The 21,134-nt window shown below is 66.9% G+C and carries 14 protein-coding genes, 1 tRNA gene and 2 pseudogenes; 8 read left to right on the top strand and 9 right to left on the bottom strand.

What is annotated here, in order from left to right:
* The first annotated feature begins 364 nt into the window (after positions 1-364).
* Positions 365-1,852, top strand: a complete 1,488-nt coding sequence (locus FOE78_RS15135; RefSeq protein WP_143987042.1) for a sulfatase-like hydrolase/transferase — start codon at positions 365-367, stop codon at positions 1,850-1,852.
* A 586-nt stretch (positions 1,853-2,438) separates the two neighbouring features.
* Complete coding sequence (locus FOE78_RS15130) at positions 2,439-3,440, top strand: LacI family DNA-binding transcriptional regulator (RefSeq protein WP_143987041.1); 1,002 nt, start codon at positions 2,439-2,441, stop codon at positions 3,438-3,440.
* A gap of 8 nt (positions 3,441-3,448) precedes the next feature.
* On the opposite strand, the gene FOE78_RS15125 is transcribed toward FOE78_RS15130, so the two are convergent.
* From FOE78_RS15125 to FOE78_RS15105, 5 genes are all read right to left on the bottom strand, one after another.
* Positions 3,449-4,141, bottom strand: a complete 693-nt coding sequence (locus FOE78_RS15125; protein WP_168207537.1) for a slipin family protein — start codon at positions 4,139-4,141, stop codon at positions 3,449-3,451.
* A 360-nt stretch (positions 4,142-4,501) separates the two neighbouring features.
* The gene (locus FOE78_RS15120) at positions 4,502-4,681 is read right to left on the bottom strand and encodes a DUF6104 family protein (RefSeq protein WP_143987039.1); all 180 of its coding nucleotides are present in this window, start codon (positions 4,679-4,681) and stop codon (positions 4,502-4,504) included.
* Between the two features lie 9 nt (positions 4,682-4,690).
* Positions 4,691-8,596 (bottom strand): multifunctional oxoglutarate decarboxylase/oxoglutarate dehydrogenase thiamine pyrophosphate-binding subunit/dihydrolipoyllysine-residue succinyltransferase subunit, encoded by a 3,906-nt coding sequence (locus tag FOE78_RS15115; RefSeq protein ID WP_143987038.1) that lies wholly within the window; start codon positions 8,594-8,596, stop codon positions 4,691-4,693.
* A gap of 158 nt (positions 8,597-8,754) precedes the next feature.
* Positions 8,755-9,747 carry an N-acetylglucosamine kinase gene (locus FOE78_RS15110; RefSeq protein ID WP_143987037.1) on the bottom strand — a complete coding sequence of 331 codons (993 nt, stop codon included), beginning with the start codon at positions 9,745-9,747 and terminating at the stop codon, positions 8,755-8,757.
* Between the two features lie 16 nt (positions 9,748-9,763).
* Positions 9,764-10,975 (bottom strand): glycosyltransferase family 87 protein, encoded by a 1,212-nt coding sequence (locus FOE78_RS15105; protein ID WP_143987036.1) that lies wholly within the window; start codon positions 10,973-10,975, stop codon positions 9,764-9,766.
* A 182-nt stretch (positions 10,976-11,157) separates the two neighbouring features.
* Between FOE78_RS15105 and FOE78_RS24205 the strand changes: the two are divergent.
* Positions 11,158-12,051, top strand: a pseudogene (locus FOE78_RS24205) (bile acid:sodium symporter family protein); the annotation flags it as partial.
* A 300-nt stretch (positions 12,052-12,351) separates the two neighbouring features.
* Here the strand turns inward: FOE78_RS24205 and FOE78_RS15095 are convergent.
* Positions 12,352-13,536 (bottom strand): annotated as a pseudogene (locus FOE78_RS15095) (MFS transporter); the annotation flags it as partial.
* Between the two features lie 57 nt (positions 13,537-13,593).
* Here FOE78_RS15095 and FOE78_RS15090 point away from each other — a divergent pair.
* Together FOE78_RS15090 and FOE78_RS15085 are read left to right on the top strand one after the other, a co-directional pair.
* Positions 13,594-14,448, top strand: coding sequence for a helix-turn-helix transcriptional regulator (locus tag FOE78_RS15090; protein WP_143987034.1), 855 nt, complete (start codon positions 13,594-13,596; stop codon positions 14,446-14,448).
* Between the two features lie 3 nt (positions 14,449-14,451).
* On the top strand, positions 14,452-14,913 hold the full coding sequence (locus tag FOE78_RS15085) for an AAA family ATPase (RefSeq protein WP_143987033.1): 462 nt from the start codon (positions 14,452-14,454) through the stop codon (positions 14,911-14,913).
* Positions 14,914-15,141: 228 nt separating this feature from the next.
* On the opposite strand, the gene FOE78_RS15080 is transcribed toward FOE78_RS15085, so the two are convergent.
* Positions 15,142-15,795 carry a class I SAM-dependent methyltransferase gene (locus FOE78_RS15080; protein WP_143987032.1) on the bottom strand — a complete coding sequence of 218 codons (654 nt, stop codon included), beginning with the start codon at positions 15,793-15,795 and terminating at the stop codon, positions 15,142-15,144.
* 96 nt (positions 15,796-15,891) lie between these two features.
* Between FOE78_RS15080 and FOE78_RS15075 the strand changes: the two genes are divergently transcribed.
* Positions 15,892-16,278, top strand: coding sequence for a VOC family protein (locus tag FOE78_RS15075; protein ID WP_143987031.1), 387 nt, complete (start codon positions 15,892-15,894; stop codon positions 16,276-16,278).
* A 9-nt stretch (positions 16,279-16,287) separates the two neighbouring features.
* Here FOE78_RS15075 and FOE78_RS15070 read toward each other — a convergent pair.
* Together FOE78_RS15070 and FOE78_RS15065 are read right to left on the bottom strand one after the other, a co-directional pair.
* Positions 16,288-16,359, bottom strand: a tRNA-Arg gene (locus FOE78_RS15070).
* A gap of 71 nt (positions 16,360-16,430) precedes the next feature.
* On the bottom strand, positions 16,431-17,288 hold the full coding sequence (locus FOE78_RS15065) for a DUF3626 domain-containing protein (protein ID WP_143987030.1): 858 nt from the start codon (positions 17,286-17,288) through the stop codon (positions 16,431-16,433).
* A gap of 161 nt (positions 17,289-17,449) precedes the next feature.
* Between FOE78_RS15065 and FOE78_RS15060 the strand changes: the two genes are divergently transcribed.
* The gene (locus FOE78_RS15060) at positions 17,450-19,336 is read left to right on the top strand and encodes an FAD-binding monooxygenase (RefSeq protein WP_143987029.1); all 1,887 of its coding nucleotides are present in this window, start codon (positions 17,450-17,452) and stop codon (positions 19,334-19,336) included.
* A 317-nt stretch (positions 19,337-19,653) separates the two neighbouring features.
* Positions 19,654-21,054 (top strand): diaminopimelate decarboxylase, encoded by a 1,401-nt coding sequence (gene lysA, locus FOE78_RS15055; RefSeq protein WP_143987028.1) that lies wholly within the window; start codon positions 19,654-19,656, stop codon positions 21,052-21,054.
* The last annotated feature ends 80 nt before the right edge of the window (positions 21,055-21,134 follow it).

Below are 21,134 nucleotides of genomic sequence, written 5' to 3'. Positions count from 1 at the left end.
CTTCATTGCAGTGGCGAGAAGTGGCACGACCTGAAACGGTGATCACCCTCCGGGTGAACCGGACCAACAAGATCACGCAACGGTCAGATCGAGAATGAAACGTTTAAAAACATCTTGTAGTAGTCGTCCCGAACCTGTCAAGGATCCTTGTCGAGAAGCAATCACCGTGATCAATCAGCGGCGGCCTACCGGTCCGTACAGAATCTGCCGGCGAGATGCACCGTCGACGGCCGCGATTTCGACCATCCGGCCGGCAGATCCCCCAACGGTCACACCGGGGAGGACCCGAGTGTGGACGTTCAGCGTCTCGAACCCCTAGGATCTACAGCGCTGTAGATTGGCGACGATTTCGATCTGAGGAGCTATGGCGGCCGAGGGCATTGCGAACGAGCGCGCGACGCGACCGAACATCCTGTTGATCATGACCGACCAGCACCGGGTCGGGCTGACCCGGCGCACCGGCTGCTCGGTCGACACGATGCCGCGGCTCGACGCGCTGGCACGGCAGGGGACCGCTTTCGATCGTGCGTACACGAGCTATCCGGCCTGCGTACCGGCTCGCACCAGCCTGCTGACCGGTCGCTTTCCCACGGCACATCGGGTCCGGCAGAACAGCAACGCCGAGCACGCCTTCTATCAAGCGGACCTGCTGGATGTCCTGCGTGCGCAGGGATTTCAGCTGCACTTCGCTGGCAAGCCGCACATGCATCCCGGCCCGGACGACTTCGACAGCTATGCCGGACCGTACTGGCACACATCCGGGCCGCAGCACACCGACGATCACCGGCGCTTCGACAACTGGCTGACCGACCTTGATCACGGTGTGGCCGACGTGCCGACGCCGTTCGCGGTCGAGGACCAGTTGCCGTATCGGATCGCCACCGATGCGATCGCCGCCGTCGACGACTCGCGACGCGATCAACCTGCTTTCTGGTGGGTGTCCTTCCCCGAGCCACACAATCCCTATCAGGTGCCGGAGCCCTACTTCTCTCTCGTGCCGGAGCAGGACGTACCGGCCCGGATTGCCGGCCCCGAGGTCATCGACGCCAAGGGCGGCAACTATCGATGGCTCCGTGAGCTGGTGGAGCACAAGCGACCCGGGTACGACGACGAGTGGCGCCGCTATCGTGCCAACTACCTGGGCATGTTGCGGCTGATCGACGATCAGATCGGTCGGCTGCTCGATCATCTGGAAGATCGACATCTCGACACCGTGGTGATCTTCGTCAGCGATCACGGCGACTACTTCGCCGACTACGGATTGCAGCGCAAGGGAGCGGGGATGTCGGATGCGTTGATGCGAATCCCGTTCCAGATCAGCGGCCCCGGCATCCTCCCTGGGCAGACCCGGCAAGAGCTGGTGTCGATGGTTGATCTGATGCCGACCGTCTGCGAGCTGATCGGGGCTGAGATCCCGCCCGGGGTGCAAGGGCGCGGCCTGCTGCCGCTGCTGTCCGGTGAGCCGACTCCGGCCGACGAGTTCGACAGCGTCATCGGCGAGCTCGGCTACGGCGGTGTGCCGTACGCGCTCGACGACCACCCGGAACTGCACTTTCCCTACCAGGGGAGGACTTTCGACGAGCTCAACTCCGTCACTCAGAGCGGTGGGAGCCGGATGCTGCGACGAGGTGATCACAAGTTGATCATGGATCTGAACGGCAGCGGAGAGCTGTACGATCTGGCCCGCGACCCGGGCGAGTTGATCAACTTGTTCGACGATCCGGCGCACCGCGCGACCCGGGACCAGCTGTCGGCAGATCTCATCCGCTGGATGATTCGGATCGCCGACGATCTGCCGACCGGCAACTACGCCCCGAAGGCCGCCCCGCACAACTGGCGTTGGGCGCAATGACGCACTACTCACGTTGAGCCGATCACCGAGGGAGAACCGACGCGTACGCACTCCATGATCAAATTGTGCAGAAGATCGCTGCTGGGACTGTCCGCAGCCGGTGCCGCCGGGCTGGCCGGCCTCGCCAGCGGATGCACTTCGAAGGGCGGTGCCGGCTCGGCGACCGAGGGCCAACTCAGGGTCGGCTGGTACGGCGGCAATTCCTGAAGGCGCTGGACTTCTGGGTGGTCTCCGCAGAATCCAAGAACCAGGTCGGCGCTGAGACGCTGATCGACTACTTGATCAAGACCCGGCCGCGATCAAGACCCTCGGTCTGAGCCTGGGAGTCCCACCGTCGGCCAAGGGGCGTCAGCAACTCGCCAGCGACCCGGAATCGCCCGAAGGCAAGGCGATCGCGTACATCGACAAGATCAAGGACAAGGTCGGACCGCCGCCCGCCGCTTGGCCGAAGGGCTACGGGCAGCTGCAGGAGTCGATGGCTCGGGTGAACGAGGATGTCGGATTCGGCTAGATCGATCCGGCGGCCGGCGCGAGGCGATTCATCCAGGAGGCCCGGCAGGCACTGGCCGGATAGGATCGGCTGATCATGATCACCCGGAAGCCGCGCCTGGAGGATGTTGCCCAGCGGGCCGGGGTGTCGATGAAGACCGTGTCCAACGTGATCAACGGCTACCCGCACATCTCCGCCAAGACCCTGGACCGGGTGCAGACCGCGATCGACGCGCTCGGCTATCGGCCCAACCTGTCCGCGCGAAACCTGGCCCGGGGCAGGGCCGGGATGTACGCGTTGATCGTGCCGCAGCTCGATCGTCCGTACTTCGCGGCGCTGGCCCGGCACGTGATCGATGCTGCCCACGAGGTCGGCGCGGTGGTGCTGATCGAGCAGACCGGTGGCGACCTCGAGGCCGAACGACGGGTGATCAGCGGCGAATTCAGCCGCCGCGTTGACGGGATGATCTTCAGTCCGATGACGATCGGCGCAGAGGAGATCGCCAACCGGTCCGACGCCACACCCCTGGTGCTGCCGGGCGAGCATGTCGACCAGGCCGGGGCACCGCACCTCGGAATCGACAACCAGGCAGCGGCCCGGCTCGCCACCCGGCACCTGATCGACCTCGGCCGGACCCGGCTGGGCATGATCGGCGTCGGCAGACCACGGCAGTCCAACCCGCGATATCGCGGCTTCCGACAGGCACTGACCGACGTCGGCCCGCGCGCCGAGCCGCGCTGGCTACGCACCGCCCGCGGAGTCAGCGGGGCCGACGGAGAGGCGGCGATGACCAAGATCATCTCCGACGGCAATCCGCTGCCCGACGGGATCTTCTGCGCCACCGACTGGCTGGCCCTGGGAGCGATCAGAGCCCTGCTGCAGAACGGAATCCGGGTGCCGGAGGATGTCGCCGTGATCGGCTTCGACGACATCCCGTACGGCGCCGTGTCCACTCCGTCGCTGAGCACGATCGCAACCAACCGGGGCCAGATCGCGCAGCAGGCGATCAGGTTGCTGAAAGCACCGGGCACCGAAGTTGATCACGACCTGGCGACGATCGACTTCAGGTTGGTCATCCGGGAGAGTACAGCCGGCTGATCAACCGTCTAGTCGTTGACCGCAACGTCAGTCACCCGGTCGCCACCGGGCAACTGCATGACGATCTTGGTCCCATACGGGGCCGACTGCAGCAGTCGCAGTTGCGCCAGCGCCGGGTGATCATCGAGCAGCTTGGCCGCGTTCGCCATCGACCGCAGCGCGGCGGTCTCGGCCCGCGCAGCCTCCAGCTTTGCCACGCCCTGCCGCTGCGCGACCAAGGCCTCCAACACGGCAGACCGGATCTCGCCCGGCAGCAGCACGTCCTTGACCTGGACGGTACGAATGCCGATGCCCAGTTCACGCCCGGCCGCCGTCGCGGTCTCGGTCAGCGCCGATCCGAGATCTCGCCGAGCGACACCGGCCAGGTCGGTCGAGGCGATTGCCGCGACGGATTCCCGGATGGCGACCTGCACGGCCGCGTACACCAGCTGAGCCGGATCGGCGGCAACCTGATCGAAGGCAACCGGATCGTCGACGTGCCAACGCAGCGTCGCGGACACCTTGACCTGCACACCGTCGGCAGCCGGAACGTCCTGCGGGCTGATGATCATCAGCTGATCGCGGATGTCGATCACCCGGAACTCGGCTCGCCGCACCCGCCGATATCGTCCCGGCTCCAGCACCCGCGACAGTCGGCCGTCGGTGAACTCCAGGGCACGCTCATGTGCGTTGACGGTGATCGAGAACAGGTTCTGCTTCATCCCACGGCCTCCCTTCGTTGTCGATGCGTCGCGATCGTCCCGCGTGGCAGGTCCTACTGACACAGCCCCGACCTGTGGCAGGGCCGGACGGCGACGACGAGTCGATGCGGGGCCGACGCCGTCGTGCTGACCGGCGTCGCCACAAGGCATCGGTTCGTCCGATGTCGCCGCCCGACCCCGACCTTCGTAGGAGAGGAGTCGAACCTCGACGCATAAAGAGTGCGCTTTACCATTCACGGTTCCCCGGGTACGACGCGTGTGATGTTGCCGGACACGTCCGGCCTCAACACTGATCCGGGGCGAAGAGGACACTAGACCGCGACAGGTCAGGCAGGCAACGGAATTGTCTCGTGATCGCCTTCAGTCCTCGAAGTCGTCGTCGGCGCGGGCCAGCCAGGTGGCGAAGCGTTCGATCGGGGTCTCGAACTCGGGGTTGAGATCCACGAAGGTACGAAGTTGCTCCGCCACCCAGGCCAGGCTGACGTCCTCCTCGCCTCGGCGCGACTCGAGCTCCTCGATGCCGCGATCGGTGAAGTACATGATCGAACGTCAGCCCAGGGCGGTGGCGAACAACTGCTTCTGCTCGGCCTCGTGCACCTTGTGGGAGCCGGTGGCCGGCGCCGAGGAGGCGGGCCGGGTGACCGGAGTGAGCTGCTGATTCACACCGAGCTCGGCGAACGCCTCCGGCAGGTTGAGCGCCAGGAACGGCCACGCACCCTGATTCTTCGGCTCGTACTGCACCCAGTAGAACTGCTCCAGATTCGGATACTTCGCCAGCTCGGCAGCGATCTGGTCGGCCGGCAGCGGGTAGTAGCGCTCCAGCGCCACCACCGCGATCTCCTCCGACTTGCCCTGCTTGTCCCGTTCGGCCATCAGCTCCCAGCGGGCCATCCCGCTGGTCAGGATCATCCGGCGGACCTTGCTCGGATCGCTGATCGAATCGTCACCCAGCACCGACTCCCAGCTGCCCTCGGTGAAGTCGGTCGGCTGCGAAGCCGCCGCCTTCATCCGCAGCATCCGCTTCGGTGTCAGCACGATCAGCGGTTTGTGGTTGGAACTGAGCGCGTGATTGCGGAGCAGGTGGAAGTAACTCGCCGAGGTCGACGGCTGCGCCACGGTGAAGGCGTTGTCGGCCGCAAGTTGCAGCCAGCGTTCGATCCGCGCCGAGCTGTGGTCCGATCCCTGGCCCTCGTAGCCGTGCGGCAGCAGCAGCACCACGCCGGACTTCTGGCCCCACTTGGAGTAGCCGGCGGTGATGAACTCGTCGATGATCGTCTGCGCGCCGTTGGAGAAGTCGCCGTACTGCGCCTCCCACAGCACCAGCGCCTCCGGCCGAGCCACCGAGTAGCCGTACTCGAAGCCCATCGCGGCGTACTCGCTCAACGGCGAGTTGAACACGTGGAAGCGCCCCTGCTGCGGATCCAAGTGCTGCAAGGGAATCCAGACGTCGGCGTTCTTGCGATCCACCAACGCGGCGAACCGGGATGAGAACGTGCCGCGCCGGGTGTCCTGACCGGTCAGCCGGACCGGCCGACCCTCGATCATCACCGAACCGAGCGCCAGCAACTCGCCCGTGCCCCAGTCGATGCCGCCCTCGGCGATCGACTTCGCCCGCCGCTGCAACTGCGGCAGCACCTTCGGGTGCACGGTGAATCCCTCCGGCACGTTCAGGTGCGCGTCGGCGATCCGCTGCATCACCTCGGGGCTGATCGCGGTGCCGTGCTTGGCACCGGTCTTCTCCGGATACTTCGGATGGCGACGGTATTCGTCGTCGACCGGCGCGGTGGCCGCCTGCCGGACCTCCTCGAAGACACTCTCCAGCCGGGACTGGAACTTCTTCAGCACCTCTTCGGCGTCCTCGATGGTGATGTCGCCACGACCGATCAGCGCCTCGGTGTAGATCTTGCGGACGCTGCGCTTCTTGCTGATCAGGTCGTACATCAGCGGCTGGGTGATGCTCGGATCGTCGCCCTCGTTGTGACCGCGGCTGCGGTAGCAGACCAAGTCGATCACCACGTCCTTGTTGAACTCGCGGCGGTAGTCGTAGGCCAACCGGGCGACCTGGATGCAGGCCTCGGGATCGTCGCCGTTCACGTGGAAGATCGGTGCCTGCACCATCCGGGCAACGTCGGTGGCGTAGGTGGAGGAACGACCTTCGGCCGGGGTGGTGGTGAATCCGACCTGGTTGTTGACCACGACGTGGATGGTGCCGCCGGTGCGATAGCCGCGCAGCTGCGACAGTCCCAGCGTCTCGGCCACCACGCCCTGGCCCGCGAACGCGGCGTCACCGTGCACCAGCACCGGCAGCACCGGATACTCCGTACCTTGATCAAGAATGTCCTGCTTGGCCCGCGCAATCCCTTCCAGCACAGGATCAACGGCCTCCAGGTGACTCGGATTGGCCGCCATCGAGGTCTTGATCGTGTTCCCGGCCAGCGAAGTGAACTTGCCCTCCGCGCCCAGGTGGTACTTGACGTCGCCGGAGCCCTGCACGGTCCGCGGATCGATGTTGCCCTCGAACTCGCGGAAGATCTGGGTGTACGACTTGCCGACGATGTTGGCCAAGGCGTTCAGCCGGCCACGGTGGGCCATCCCGATGGTGACCTCGTCCAGTTGATCATCGGCGGCCTGCTCGCAGATCTCGTCCAGCAAGGCGATCGCGGACTCGCCGCCCTCGAGACTGAACCGCTTCTGACCGACGTACTTGGTCTGCAGGAAGGTCTCGAAGATCTCGGCCTCGTTGAGCTTGTCCATGATCCGCAGCTGCTCGTCGCGCGGCATCGACTCGTGCGGCCGCTCGACGTGAGCCTGGATCCAGCGACGCTGGGCGCGATCCTGGATGTGCATGTACTCGATGCCGACGGTCCGGCAGTACGAGTCCCGCAGGATGCCGAGGATCTTGCGCAGGGTCATCCGGCCGGAGCCGTCGGCGAAGTCGCCGGTGGCGAACTCGCGATCAAGGTCCCACAAGGTGAGCTCGTGGGTCTGCACATCAAGATCAGGATGATTGCGCAGGTGGTACTCGATCGGGTCGATGTCGGCCATCAGGTGACCGCGCACCCGATAGGCGTTGATCAGCTCGAAAACCCTTGCATTCTTGGAAACCTGGTCCTCGTGCATGGTGCTGCGGTCGGTCGCCCAGTAGATCGGCGCGGTCGGGATCCGCAGCGAGGTGAAGATGTGGTCGTAGAAGCCGTCCTCGCCGAGCAGCAGCGCATGCAGCTTGGCCAGGAACTCACCCGACAGCGCACCCTGGATGACCCGGTGGTCGTAGGTCGAGGTGAGCGTCATGATCTTGGAGACGCCGAGGGTGTTCAGCCGCTCCGGGTTCGAGCCCTGGAACTCGGCCGGGTAGTCCATCGATCCGACGCCGATGATCGCGCCCTGACCGTTCATCAGCCGGGGGACCGAATGGTTGGTGCCGATGGTGCCCGGGTTGGTCAACGAGATGGTGGTGCCGGCGAAGTCGTCGACGGTCAGCTTGTTGCCACGCGCCTTCTTGACGATCTGCTCGTACGCGGCCCAGAACTGGGCGAAGTCGAGATCCTCCGCACCCTTGATGCTCGGCACCACCAGCTGGCGGGTGCCGTCGGGCTTGGGCAGGTCGATGGCCAGACCGAGATTGATGTGCGCCGGCTTGACCAGATTCGGCTTGCCGTCGACCACCTCGTAGGCGACGTTCATGTCCGGAATCGCCTTTAAGGCTTGAACAATCGCGTAGCCGATGATGTGGGTGAAGGACACCTTGCCGCCGCGGGCGCGGCGCAGGTGGTTGTTGATCACGATCCGCTGATCGATCAGCAGCTTGACCGGCAGCGAGCGCACACTGGTCGCGGTGGGCACGGTCAGCGATGCGTCCATGTTCTTCGCGGTTCGCATCGGGGCGCCGCGCATCACGACCCGCAGCGGCTCATCACTTCCGGCGGCGGGCCGCTCGGAGGGATTCGGCGGATCGGCGGGCAGACCGGCCCCGGTGGCCGGCTTGGCCGGCTGGCTCTGGTTGGTCTTGGACTCGACCTTCGACGTCGGTCGCGCCGGCGCGCTCTGCTCGGCCGGCTTCGTCGGGGCGGTCTGGGCCTGAGCGGTCTGGGTCGGGGCGGTCTGGGTCGGGGCGGTCTGGGTCGGGGCGGTCTGGGTCGGGGCGGTCTGGGTCGGGGCGGCCTTGGCCGGTGACGTCTGGGCTGGGGAGGCGGCGGACCGGGCCGGGGCCGCGCCGTTGGCAGGAGCACTCGGCGGTTGCTGGGTGGTGGGCGAGGCGGACTTGGCGGCGACGGTGCCGGTGGCGGCCGGTGCTGATCCCGGAGCCCCGTTGGTGCTGAAGTAACGGGCCCAGGTCGCGTCGACCGATTTCGGATCGGCGACGTACTGCTCGTACATCTGCTCGATCAGCCAGTCGTTGGCGCCGAAGTCTTCTGCTGAGTTGCTGGTGGAGTGTGGGTCGGGCGCGGTGGCCACGGTCGCCTTCTTCCGGTTGTTCGCTCTCTGCCTGTGCCTGCATGCACCGATACAGGCTTACCCGGGTTTCCCCGGACAGCCCCCTAGGCTACCGAAGTCTCAAGACCACGGAGCGAACTGGTACGGCGTGCCCGCGCCCAGGCTGCGCGGCGGGCCCGTCAGCGCTCGATCAGGGTGCCCACGAACCGTGCGTGCAGCCCGGGATCCGGCGGTTCGGACCCGGTCCGGGCGGCGCTGTCGCAGGCCGCCAGCCAGAGCGCTCCGACCAGTCCGGACCGTGCCTCCAGCACCGGGCCGGCCAGTTCGTTGTGCAGCCGGACGGCGAAGCCGGCACTGATCGGACCCGGCGTCTGCAGCACCGAACCGGCGGCGACGATCGGTCGGCCCGGCCGTGGCTGCAGCTCCAGCAGCAGCCGGGTCAGGTGTTCCACAGCTCCGGCGCAGATGGCCGTCGCGGCGGGATCGCTGTCGACCAGTCCGGTGACGATCGGGGCCAGCTCGGCCAGCTCGACCGGTCGGCTCAGGTAGGGGACCCGGACCAGACCTGCCAACGCATCGGCAGGGTCGGCGGACGGGATCTTCAACTCGTCCAGTACGGCCCGGGTCAGCGCTCCGTACGGCTGCCGGCGTTCGACCTCGGCCAGCGCGCTGCGGACCGCCTCCCGGCCGAGCCAGAACCCGCCGCCCTCGTCGCCGAGCAGCCAGCCCCAGCTGCCACGGCGGGCCAGGATCTCGCCCCGATCGATCTCGGCGGCTCCGGACCCGGTCCCGGCGATCACCACGTAACCGCGCGGCAGCGGCGTCGCCGACGCGTAGCCGACCGCGAGGTCGGAGACGATCCGCACCGTCGATGCGGCGATCTCGTCGGGCAGCGCCGCGTCCAGGAATTCGGCACCGGCCTCGATCGCGGTGCCGAATCCGGCAATCCCCAGCACGACCGCGTCGACGCCGGCCTCGGCCGAGAATCCCTGAGCCTGTCGAAGGGCATCGCCGATCGCAGCACGAATCCGCTCCGCCGAGGTCTGAACGCCGACCGCGTTGGGATTGCCCGCCGGTTGCCGGGCCACGGTGAGTACGGCGCCGGTCCGGTCGGCGACCGCGACCCGGGTCGAGGTGCCGCCGACGTCCGCGCCGATCAGCAGTCGTCTCATCGACGGCCGCTCGTGATCATCTGGGACTTCTGGCCGACAACGGCCGGGCCGGCGACGACGGCCTGGTCGCCCGCCAGGTGGTCGCGACCAGGGCGATGGTGAAGACCAGCAGGCCGAGGTTGCGCAGCACCAGCAGGGTGGTCGAGGTGACGAACAGCGCACCGTGACGATCCCCGTACAAGCCGAAGTAGGTCAGCGGATAGACCAGGTGCGTGAGCAGGGCCAGCGCCAGCACCTGCAGGCCGAGCCGGGCGTACACGGTGAGGCGGCCCTGTAGATCGCGAGCCCTCATGATCAACACCGCGGCCAACGGACCGCCCAGCCAGAGCAGGTACTGCGGGCTCAGAGTCTTGTTGGTGATGATCATGATCGCCACCGTGGACAACACCACCAGTCCGGTCACCCCGGTGGACGGTTCCGGCAGCCGCAGGATCCTGACGTAGAGCGCGATCATCACGATCAGACCGGCGAAGGTGGCCAGGTTGCTGATCACCAGCCAGGTGCCGACGGCGGGGCCGAACACCTCGAAGGCCTGGTAGCGGGACATCGCCACCACCCAGGTGGCGGGATCGATCATCCGCAGGAACATCAACCCGGTGGCCCAGAGCGACTCGATCTGCAGCCCGCGATCGGACTGCCAGGTCAGCGGGGAGAACAGCCGCTTCGGACCGCCGGTCATCAGGCTGATCAGGGCAAGGCCGAAGCCGGCGACGACGAAACCGATCAGGGTCGCCCGACGGCCACGGCGGTAGCCGGCGAACGGAAAGATCAACAGGGCCGGCCACAACTTGATCGCGGCCCCGAGCCCGGTCAGCGCCCCGGTCAGCCACGGCTGCCGGCGGGCGACCAACAGCGATAGTCCGGCCAGCACCGCCGGCACCAGGTCGAACCGCAGGTAGCTGAGCGGCCCGATCAGGAAGACGAAGAACAACCAGAAGAGCACCGCCGGATCGCGACGGTTGCCGGCAGCGCGATACAGGACAAAGGTGAACGCGGCGTCCAGCAGCATCATCAGCGCGATGAACGCGATCAGGTAACCGGTCTGGCTGCCGAACCCGATCGCGTACGGGATGGCCAGCATCCAGACCACCGGCGTCGGATACTCGTTCAGCGTCTCGGCCAGCCCGACGTGGCCCAGCGCGTCGATCTTGCGCCAGTAGTAACTGACGTCTCCGGTGGCGACGTTCTCGATGGTCAGTGCGAGCAGGACCATAATGGCCCGGGTCACCAACCACAGAATGACCACGGACAGGCCGGCATGGCGGGTCGTGGCAGGTGTGGTGACGGGCGCGGTCGGGCTGAACACGTACTCTCTCCGGTCGGCAATCAAGCAACCGCGAACCTATCATTCGGCGCCGACATCGGCGGCCGGGCCGCGGCAACCATCCAGGTCAGCGGCATGATGTCCGGGTGACCAGCAAGCTGCGCCTGCCCGGATGGCTCGACCTGTTCATCGTGTCGTTGTTCGCGGTGATCGTCCTGGCCAGCCTGCTGCCTGCCAGCGGCGCGGCGGCGACGGTCTTCCATCATCTGACCACCGCGGCGGTCTGCCTGCTCTTCTTCCTGCACGGGGCGAAGCTGTCGCCGCAGAGCGCGCTGAACAGCTTCGCCCGGTGGCGCTTCCAGCTCCTGGTGCTGGGCTTCACCTTCGTCATCTTCCCGCTGCTCGGGCTGGCGTCCTATCCGCTGCACTCGTTGCTCGGGCCGGTCCTCTACGCCGGTGTGCTGTTCCTGTGCATCCTGCCGTCCACGGTGCAGTCGTCGATCGCGTTCACCTCGATCGCCCGCGGCAACGTCGGCCTCGCCGTCAGTTCGGCGTCGATCTCCAACGTGCTCGGAGTCGTCGTGACGCCGCTGCTGGCTGCCCTGCTGCTCGGGTCGCAGGCCAAGATCACCACCGGGTCGGTGGTCGGAATCCTGCTGCAACTGTTGCTGCCGTTCGGCATCGGGCTGTTGTTGCACCGCCGGATCGGCGGCTGGCTCGGCCGGCACAAGCCGGTGGTCAACATCGTCGATCGCGGTTCGGTACTGCTGGTGGTCTACACCGCGTTCAGCGCGGGCGTGGTCGAGGGCCTGTGGCATGTCGTGCCGCCGTCCAAGCTGGGCTTGATCATCTTCTTCAGCATGGTGCTGCTGGCGGTGGTGCTGGGGTTGACCTTCGTGGTCGGACGGGTGGCGCGGATCCCGCGCGGCGATCGCGTGGTGCTGGTGTTCTGCGGTTCGAAGAAGAGCCTGGCCAGCGGGCTGCCGATGGCCACGCTGCTCTTCCCGTCAAGCACAGTGGGCGTGATCGTGCTGCCGTTGATGATCTTCCACCTGATCCAGTTGATCGTCTGCGCGGTGCTGGCGCGGGTGTGGGCGCGAGAGGCCGAAACCGCTGCCGTCACGCAGGAAGGCGCCGATCAGCACGGCCGCCGCCAGCACGACGAGCGCGTTGATCACGATCCCGAGGTGCAGACCGCCGAGCATCGCCCGCCCCGCTGACCGGCCGGCCGCCTGCAGGCTCGCCGCATGGGCCGCGTAGACGGCGGACAGGATCGGCGTGCCGAGGGTCAGTCCGACCTGCTGCGCGGTCGTCAGCAGGCCGGTTGCCAAGCCCTGTTCATGATTCGGCAGGCCCGACGTCGCGGTCACCCCGTACGAGACGACGGCCCACATGTGACCGCCGAAAGTGATCGTGCAGAAGATCAACACCACCAGCACACCAGTCCGGTGACCGCCGATCATGATCATGGTCGCGGTGGCCGCGGCCTGCAGCAACAGGCCACCGATCAAGGTGTTCCGGGCGGTGAATCTGTTGATCAATCGGGACGCGACCACGCCGGCAGCGGCCGCACCGAGCCCGGTGACGCCGAAGACCAGGCCGGAGGCCAACGGGGAGAGACCGAGAACCTCCTGCAGGTAAAGGCTCAGCAGGAAGGTGAGCGAGCTGGCCATGGCGAAGGTGGTCATCCCGCCGAGGTTGCCCCAGGCGACGGTACGACGGCGCAGGATCTGCAACGACACCAGCGGTTGCGGGGTCCTGGTCTCGATCACTGCGAACGCCGCGAACAACCCGATCGCGAGCAGCAGACCGATCAGCACCTCCGGCCGATCCCAACGAGTCTGGGCGGCAGTGGAGACGGAGTAGATCAGCGCCAGCAGACCGCCGGTGACGGTGACGGCGCCGGGCAGATCAAGCCTGGGGGCGCGTTCCGGCCGGCTCTCGGTGAGCAGGATCGGTGCGGCGATCAGCACCGGGATGGCCATGATCACGTTCAGCGCCATGGTCGCCCGCCAGCCGAACACCGAGGTCAGGGTGCCGCCGAGCAGCATGCCCAGGGTGAAGCCGAGGGACAAGATCATTCCGGATACGCCGAGGGCCCGGTTGCGGGCCGGCCCTTCGGCGAAGTTCGTGGTCAGCAGCGCCATCGCGGTCGGGATGGTGATCGCCGCGCCGAGGCCCTGGATCGCCCGGGCGGCGAAGAACATCGCCGGCCCGGTCGCCAGGGTCGCCGCCAGCGACGCCAGGGCGAAGATCGTCAACCCGGCCAGGAACATCCGACGTCGACCGATCAGATCACCGAGGCGGCCGGCCAGCAGCAGAAAGCCACCGGACGGCAGCGCGAAGGCGGTGATGCCCCATTGCAGGTCGGCGTCCGACAAGCCGAGGTCGGCGCCCAGGCTGGGTAGGGCGATGTTGAGGATGGAGAAGTCGATCGCGATCGAGAACTGCGCGGCGCAGAGCAAGATCAGGATCAGCCTGCTGCGGCCGCGCAGGACGGGCGTGTTGGTCAGGACGTCGGACATGTTTCCAGCGTCCGACAACCGTCGGGCAGGATCGGAGAGTCTGCTTATGCTGGTGCCGTGACCACCACCGTCCGCAGCGAGATCAGCGAATTCCTGAGGGCCCGGCGCGGCCAGGTGTCGCCGGCCGAGGTCGGGCTGCCGGTCGGCGCGCGACGTCGTACCTCCGGTCTGCGCCGGGAGGAAGTGGCCGTGCTGGCCGGCGTCGGCACGTCCTGGTATCAATGGCTCGAGCAGGGACGCGACATCACCGTCTCGGGCCAGGTGCTGGACGCGGTGGCTCGGGTGCTGCGGCTCGGCGAGGAGGAGCGCCGACACCTCTACGTGCTCGCGGGTCTGAACCCGCCGCTGCCCACTACACCGGAGGACCTGACCATCGGCGCCGACGTGATGCGGCTGCTGGACGGCTGGATGCCGAGCCCGGCGCACGTGGTGGATCAGTACTGGAATTTCGTTGCTGCCAACGAGGCGGCGCAGGCGACCTTCGGCTATCAGAAGGAGTTCGCCGGCAACTGCATGATCGACTTCTTCTGCACCGATCAATATCGCGGCAAGCTGGCCAGTTGGGAGAAGACGGCGCCGATCGTCGTCGCCAATTACCGGTACGAGGTGTCCCGGCACGGTCAGGACGACGGTTACCGTGCGGTGATCGACGAGCTGTCCCGGCGGTGCCCCGAGTTCGTCCGGTTGTGGGGGCGGCAGGAGGTGGTCGCGCCCACGGTCACCATGAAGACGTTCAATCATCCGGCGGCCGGGGAGTTGCTGATGGAGAGCCGGCAGCTGCATCTGCCGGAGCGTTCCGACCTTGCGGTGGTGCTGCACACTCCGCAGCCGGGGACCGACACAGCCGAACGGATCGCAGAGCTGGTTTCCCAACAGCGCAAGGACTCCCGTCACCTGGCCGCAAGCGCCTGAGCCTTGTCGCCACGTCGGGTGTTGATCACCGGAGTCTCCGGTGTGGGCAAGTCGACGCTGATCATCGGACTGCAGCGGCGCGGATATTGCGCAGTTGATCTTGACTACCATGGCTACTCCCGCTTCGACGACACCGGCGACTGGGTCTGGGACGTGGATCGGATCAGGATGCTGTTGGATGCCGAGGATCAGCTGATCTTCGTCAGCGGGTCGGCGAGCAACATGGCGGCGCTCCGGCCACGATTTGATCGCGTAGTACTGCTCACTGCCCCGGCCGAGACGATGCGAGAGCGATTGCTGACCCGCACCAACAATCCGTACGGGAAGACCGAGCGCGAGCTTGCCGAATCCCTGCAGTACAAGGAAACCGTGGAGCCGTTGCTGCGCAGGACAGCGACCGTGGAGATCGACACGTGCCGACCGGTCGAGGACGTGATCCAGGCAGTTCTTGATCATCTGCGATAGCCGGTGTCACCGAGGTTTCGGCGGTTTGTCCGAGCCTCCGAGAGTCGTCCGAGCCAGTGGCGCACGGGTCGGCGATTCAGCGATCGTTAGCTCGGCAAGATCTGCGGAACCTCGGACAAGTCCTCTGGGCGACCGGCGATGCGCGCCCCAACGGCGGATCGCCTGAGCGTTACGGAGAGTTCTCCCGGCGCCGTCGGATTGAAGGAGGTTACGACTCTCCGCGGCAACTCATGAGTGCGGTAGCTCCTGGGATTTGACCGCGGCCGGCCACTTCACGTGCGCCGTGGACTGATCCGGCCGAGTGCTGTTGATCACCGCAAGATCGCGATGTTGCCAGGACACCGACGGCTGAAGTCCGGCGGCAGTGAGCCAGGTGAGCTGATCGGACAAGCTGCTCGGCTTGTCCTCGACGCCGTCAATCGGTGTCATCATGTCTGCCGGATTTTCAGGGATGACCAGATCCGCCAGCACGAATCGGCCGCCGGGGCGCAGTGCGCCGGCGATCCGGGAGAAGAGGTCGGCCTTGCCCGGTCCGTCCAGGTGATGTATGGCGAGCATCGAGATCACCAGGTCATAGGGGCCGGAGGGCAGCGGATCCTCCAGCCGCTGCTCGATCGGCGTGAATCGACGCAGGGGAAGGGAACTCGCGGCGGCTGCGAGCATCGCATGACTGTTGTCGATGCCGACCAGAGTTGCCTGCGGCAGCGCATCCAGCACTCGGGCCGCGCTGAGTCCGCTGCCGATACCGAGATCCAAGATCAACTTCGCCGACGTGTGGACGGACGCTGCAACCACAAGTTGATCTTGTAGCCGGTGGTAGTCCGGCACCTCCTCGGCCATGAGCGCAAGATAGGTCTTCGGGTCCCAGTCGTATTCGGACACCCTCCGCATTCTGGTGAGGCAATCCGGCCGACGCAAGGTCGCGCGCTTCGGTAACTGGTGCCGAAGTCATCGGCCCGGTGCGGGACTGACGGCGTGGTGAGTTTTCAGCCGCAGCTGTGGGTCGAGCGGGCAGGCGAGGCAGTGGAGTTCTACCGTTCCGCGTCCGGAGCGATCGTCCTGCACCGAGTGGGGGAGGGTGACGACATCGTGGCTCAGCTCAGAGTTGGAGACGCCTCGTTCTGGATCAGCGCAGCGGATCCGGACAGCGGCCGATTCAGCCCCGCCGAACTCAACGGGGGCCCCAGCCGGACGTTGCTCGTCGTCGACGAACCCGATGCGGTGATGTCGGCAGCCGTCGCCGCGGGCGCAATTGCGAAGGCCGGGGTCGATGACGAACACGGTTGGCGGCTCGGCAGGATCGTCGATCCGTTCGGTCACGAATGGGAGATCGGCCGCCCGATCGGGCCCTGGCCGCCGGACTGACACAGTCGGCGCCCCCGGTAGGATTCGAACCTACGCTCCCGCCTCCGGAGGGCGGTGCTCTATCCCCTGAGCTACGGGGGCCAACCTGGTTCTGTCCCGGCGAAGTGCAGGTCGGCGAACCGGTGAGAAACATACCAGGGTCGGTACGGAGGTTACGAATCGGATCGGCGATCTTGATCCGGGCCACCGAAACGCGCGAGCAGGTGCCAGACCCGTTTGATCGCCTGCAGGTCGTAGCGGCCACTGTTCGCCGCCTCGGAGATGATCTTGGGATCGAGTACGCCGCCGGTTGCGATCGCTGCGCCGAGTTCGACGAACTCGGGCCCGCGATAGCCGGCATGATGCCGCATTTCCTCAACGGACAAACGAAACCCTCGGTGCCACTCGATCGAGCAAACGAGCTTGCGGGCTGCCTGTTCGATCGGTCCGTCGCGATAGCAGGGGTCCAACACCAGCGCCTCGACATCCCGATCGATCCGGACCGGTCCGTGCACCTGGGCCTCGATGTAGTCGTCGAGCAGGTCGTGCTCGGCGGCATCGGCCAGCCCGATCAGTCCCATCCGCGAGGCCACCCCGAAGGTGCCCGGTTCGAAGGTGCTGTCGGGGAAACAGAAGGTGGTTCGATCCAGCGTCTCCGCGGTGAGCCGGAGGTGAGCGGAGCCGAAGCGTTGGGCGCCGCCGACGCTTCGAGCCCGGAAGTTCAAGGCCCCGTAGACCGGTCGGTCCGCCGGGTCGGCATCGTCGTACGCGCCGGCGAAGATCCGGTGCTCCCAGCGCCAGCGATCACCCCCGGGGTAGGCGGTCAGACCGCCGTTGCTGGTCCCGGTGACGAACTGCGACAGATAACGTCCGTCGGCCGCCAGCCGTTCGAGCACGCCCTGGCCGGCGGTGATCCGATCGGGATGGAAGTTGAGTGTCACGCGGAGCGCGCGATCCAGCGGCGGACCGGAGGACACGGACGCGACGTGGGCCAGCGCGCGGCCGACCGCGCCGGCGGGTTCACAAGACACGGCTCATTGTGGATCGGGCCCGGATCAGCCGGCCATCCCGGTCAGTCGAGTCGACCGTTCCGCCGGCCGGCAGGACTTCATCAGCTCAGATCCGGCGGCGTTACCGAAGCCGAAATAGGCTCGGATCGTCGCAGAGCCGAGGCAGCTTTGAAGGAGGAGCGGTGCAGTTCCATCACCACGGGTACGTGTCCGGCGATCCACGGGTGCTGCCGGCAGCCGGCGGCGGGTTGGATCGGCCCGCGGAGTTGCCGGACGAGATGGACGTGCTGATCGTCGGCAGCGGCCCGGCCGGCATGATCGCGGCCGCTCAACTGGCGCAGTTCCCCGACATCAGCACCCGGCTGATCGAGCGCCGCCCCGGCCGGCTGGAGATCGGCCAGGCCGACGGCATCCAGGCCCGCAGCGTGGAGACCTTCCAGGCGTTCGGCTTCGCCCAGCGGATCACCGAGGAGGCCTATCACATCACCCAGATGGCCTTCTGGAAGCCCGATCCTGCGCATCCGGAGAACATCATCCGGACCGCGCTGGCGCCCGACGATCCGACCCACGTCAGCGAGTTCCCGCACCTGATCGTCAACCAGGCAAGGGTTCTGGACTACTTCGCCGAGTCCGCTCGGGTCGGCCCGGCGCGACTGCTGCCCGACTACGGCTACGAATTCGTCGCCCTCGAGGTCGCCGAGGCCGGTGATCATCCGGTCAGCGTGACGTTGCGTCACAGCTGCGGCGAACAGCAGGGCGAGACCCGCACCGTACGCGCCAAGTACGTGATCGGTTGCGACGGCGCCCGCAGCCAGGTCCGCGAGGCGATCGGCCGGGAGCTGGTCGGTGACCGGGCCAATCATGCCTGGGGTGTGATGGACGTGCTGGCCGAGACCGACTTCCCCGACATCCGCACCAAGTGCGCGATCCAGTCCCACGACGGCGGCAACATCCTGCACATCCCGCGGGAGGGCAACTACCTCTTCCGGATGTACGTCGACCTCGGCGAGGTGGACGAACATGATCATGAGTCGATACGCCAGACCAGCCAGCAGGAGGTCGAGGCCCGCGCCAACAAGATCCTGCACCCGTACACCTTGACGGTGAAGAAGGTGTGCTGGCGCAGCGTGTACGAGGTGGGTCACCGGCTGACCGACAAGTTCGACGACCTGCCGGCCGAGACGACCGGGCACCGTACGCCGCGGGTGTTCATCACCGGTGACGCCTGCCACACGCACAGCGCCAAGGCCGGCCAGGGCATGAACGTGTCCATCCAGGACGGCTGGAACATCGCCTGGAAGCTCGCGCACGTGCTGGACGGCCGGGCCGCGGAATCCTTGCTGGACACGTATTCGGCCGAACGGCAGCCGATCGCCCAGGAGTTGATCGACTTCGATCGGACCTGGTCCAGCATGATGGCCGCCAAACCCGAGGAACTCGGCGATCCGACCGCGCTGGAGGACTTCTACGTGCGCACCGCAGAATTCCCGGCTGGGCTGATGACGCAGTATCGGCGGTCCATGATCACCGGCAACGATCGGCACCAGGAGCTGGCGCCGGGATTCCCACTGGGCAAGCGATTCCGGTCGCCGCAGGTGCGCCGCGTCTGCGACGGCAACCTCGTCCACCTCGGTCATCACCACCGCGCCGACGGCCGCTGGCGGATCTACGTCTTCGCCGATCGACCGGCGCCGGGGCAGCCGTCGACGGCGACCGACTTCGCCGACTGGATCATCGGCTCGCCGGATTCGCCGCTGGTCGCCTACACCCCGGCCGACGGCGACGTGGACGCCTGGTTCGACGTCAAGGTGATCTATCAGCAGCAGCACACCGACATCGACCTGGGCACGGTGCCCACGGCGTACCTGCCGAAGGTCGGCCCGTACTCGTTGATCGACTACGAGAAGGTGTACTCCGCCGACACCGAGGACGACGTGTTCACCGACCGCGGCATCGATCGCGACGGCGTACTGATCGTGGTTCGTCCCGACCACTACGTGTCGGCCGTGCTCCCGCTGTCGGCCCGCCAGGACCTGGCCGCCTTCTTCGCCGGCATCATGCCCAAGTGAGCCCAGACCCAGGTGCCCGACCCGGGTCGCAGCCCGGGCATTCATGGTGCGACCAGCACGTCTGAGCGTCGGCGACGTACTCGTCCTTGGTGGGGAAACGTACGCGTCGACGGTCGGGTGGCTGTTTGTTTCTCGTCCTTGGTGGGGAAACGTACGCGCACCCGGCCCAACGGAGCGCCGTATCCGGCTTTGGTGGGAAAGCGCACGTGCCGACGGGTGGCTCCCGCCGTACTCGACTTGGTCGGAGGGTCCGCACTGACGCCGCCCAGCGAGATATCGGTGCAGGGGAGCGGCGGGCATCTGGCAGAGTTTGCGCCATGTCCCACACTCACGTCGCCGGCTCGATCCACGCCGACGTCGCCTCCGCAGCCCCGCACTGGCTCGCGGTGCCCACCGACGTCAACGCGTTGCTGCCGCGGCTGTGGAGCCGCAATGTCGCCAAGAACGACTCCGGCGAGCTGACGATCGCGGGCCTGACGGCGACCGGGATCGCCGAACGGGTCGGCACCTGCGCCTACGTAGTGGACGAAGATGATCTTCGGGCGCGGGCCCGCGAGTTCGCCGACGCGTTCACCGGCTGGGGCGTGTACTACGCCGGGAAATCCCTGCTCTGCAAGGCGGTTGCGCGCTGGGTCACCGAGGAAGGTCTCGGCCTGGACGTGTGCACCGGCGGTGAGCTGGCGGTGGCTCTGGCCGCCGGAGTCGACCCCGAACGGATCGGACTGCACGGCAACAACAAGAGCAGCGAGGAGATCACCAGCGCGCTGCGGGCCGGGGTGGGCAGGATCATCGTCGACTCCGACGACGAGATCACCCGGTTGATCAAGATCGGCGAGGAGCTCGACGTCGAGCCGACGCTGATGGTCCGGGTCACCACCGGCGTCGAGGCACACACCCACGAATACATCTCCACCGCGCACGAAGATCAGAAGTTCGGCTTCTCCATCGCCGGTGGTCAGGCCGAGGCCGCACTGCGCCGGATCCATGATCATCCGCGGCTGCGGCTGGTCGGCATCCACTCCCACATCGGCTCCCAGATCTTCGACGCCGACGGGTTCGAGGTCGCGGCTCGGCGCACCCTGCGGCTGCACGCCCAGTTCGCCCAGGAGACCGGCGTCGAACTGCCCGAACTTGATCTTGGTGGCGGCTTCGGCATCGCCTACACCAGCCAGGACACGCCGTCGACGCCGCAGCAACTGGCCGACGCGCTGAACAGGATCGTCACCGCCGAGTGCGCCGCCCTGGGGGTCCAGGTGCCGCACCTGTCGATCGAGCCGGGCCGCTCGATCAGCGGGCCGGCCGCCTTCGCGCTGTACCGGGTCGGCACCGTCAAGCGAGTGCTGCTGGACGGCGGGGCCAGCCGGCTGTACGTCGCCGTCGACGGCGGGATGAGCGACAACATCCGGACCGCCCTGTACGCGGCCGAATACTCCGCGACCTTGGCCTCCCGTCGCTCGGATGCACCACCGGCGCTGGCTCGCGTGGTCGGCAAGCACTGCGAGGGTGGCGACATCGTGGTCCGCGACGAGTTCCTGCCCGCCGACATCGGACCCGGCGATCTGCTCGCCGTGCCGGCCGCCGGCGCGTACAGCCGGTCGATGGCCAGCAACTACAACCACGTACCGCGGCCGCCGATGGTCTCCGTGAAGGACGGCACGATCACCACGCTGATCCGCCGGGAGACGATCGACGACCTGCTCGCCCTCGACGTCGGCTGAATCGAAGGGCCCTGAGCCTGTCGAAGGGCCACAACTGTCCACATTGCGTGGATGAGTTTTCGCCCATCCCGGCCATGGGC

This window comes from Microlunatus elymi, from assembly GCF_007362775.1.
Taxonomy (GTDB): domain Bacteria; phylum Actinomycetota; class Actinomycetes; order Propionibacteriales; family Propionibacteriaceae; genus Microlunatus; species Microlunatus elymi.
The sequence above is the reverse complement of the archived record's forward strand: the minus strand, read 5'-3'. Positions and strand labels throughout refer to the sequence as shown.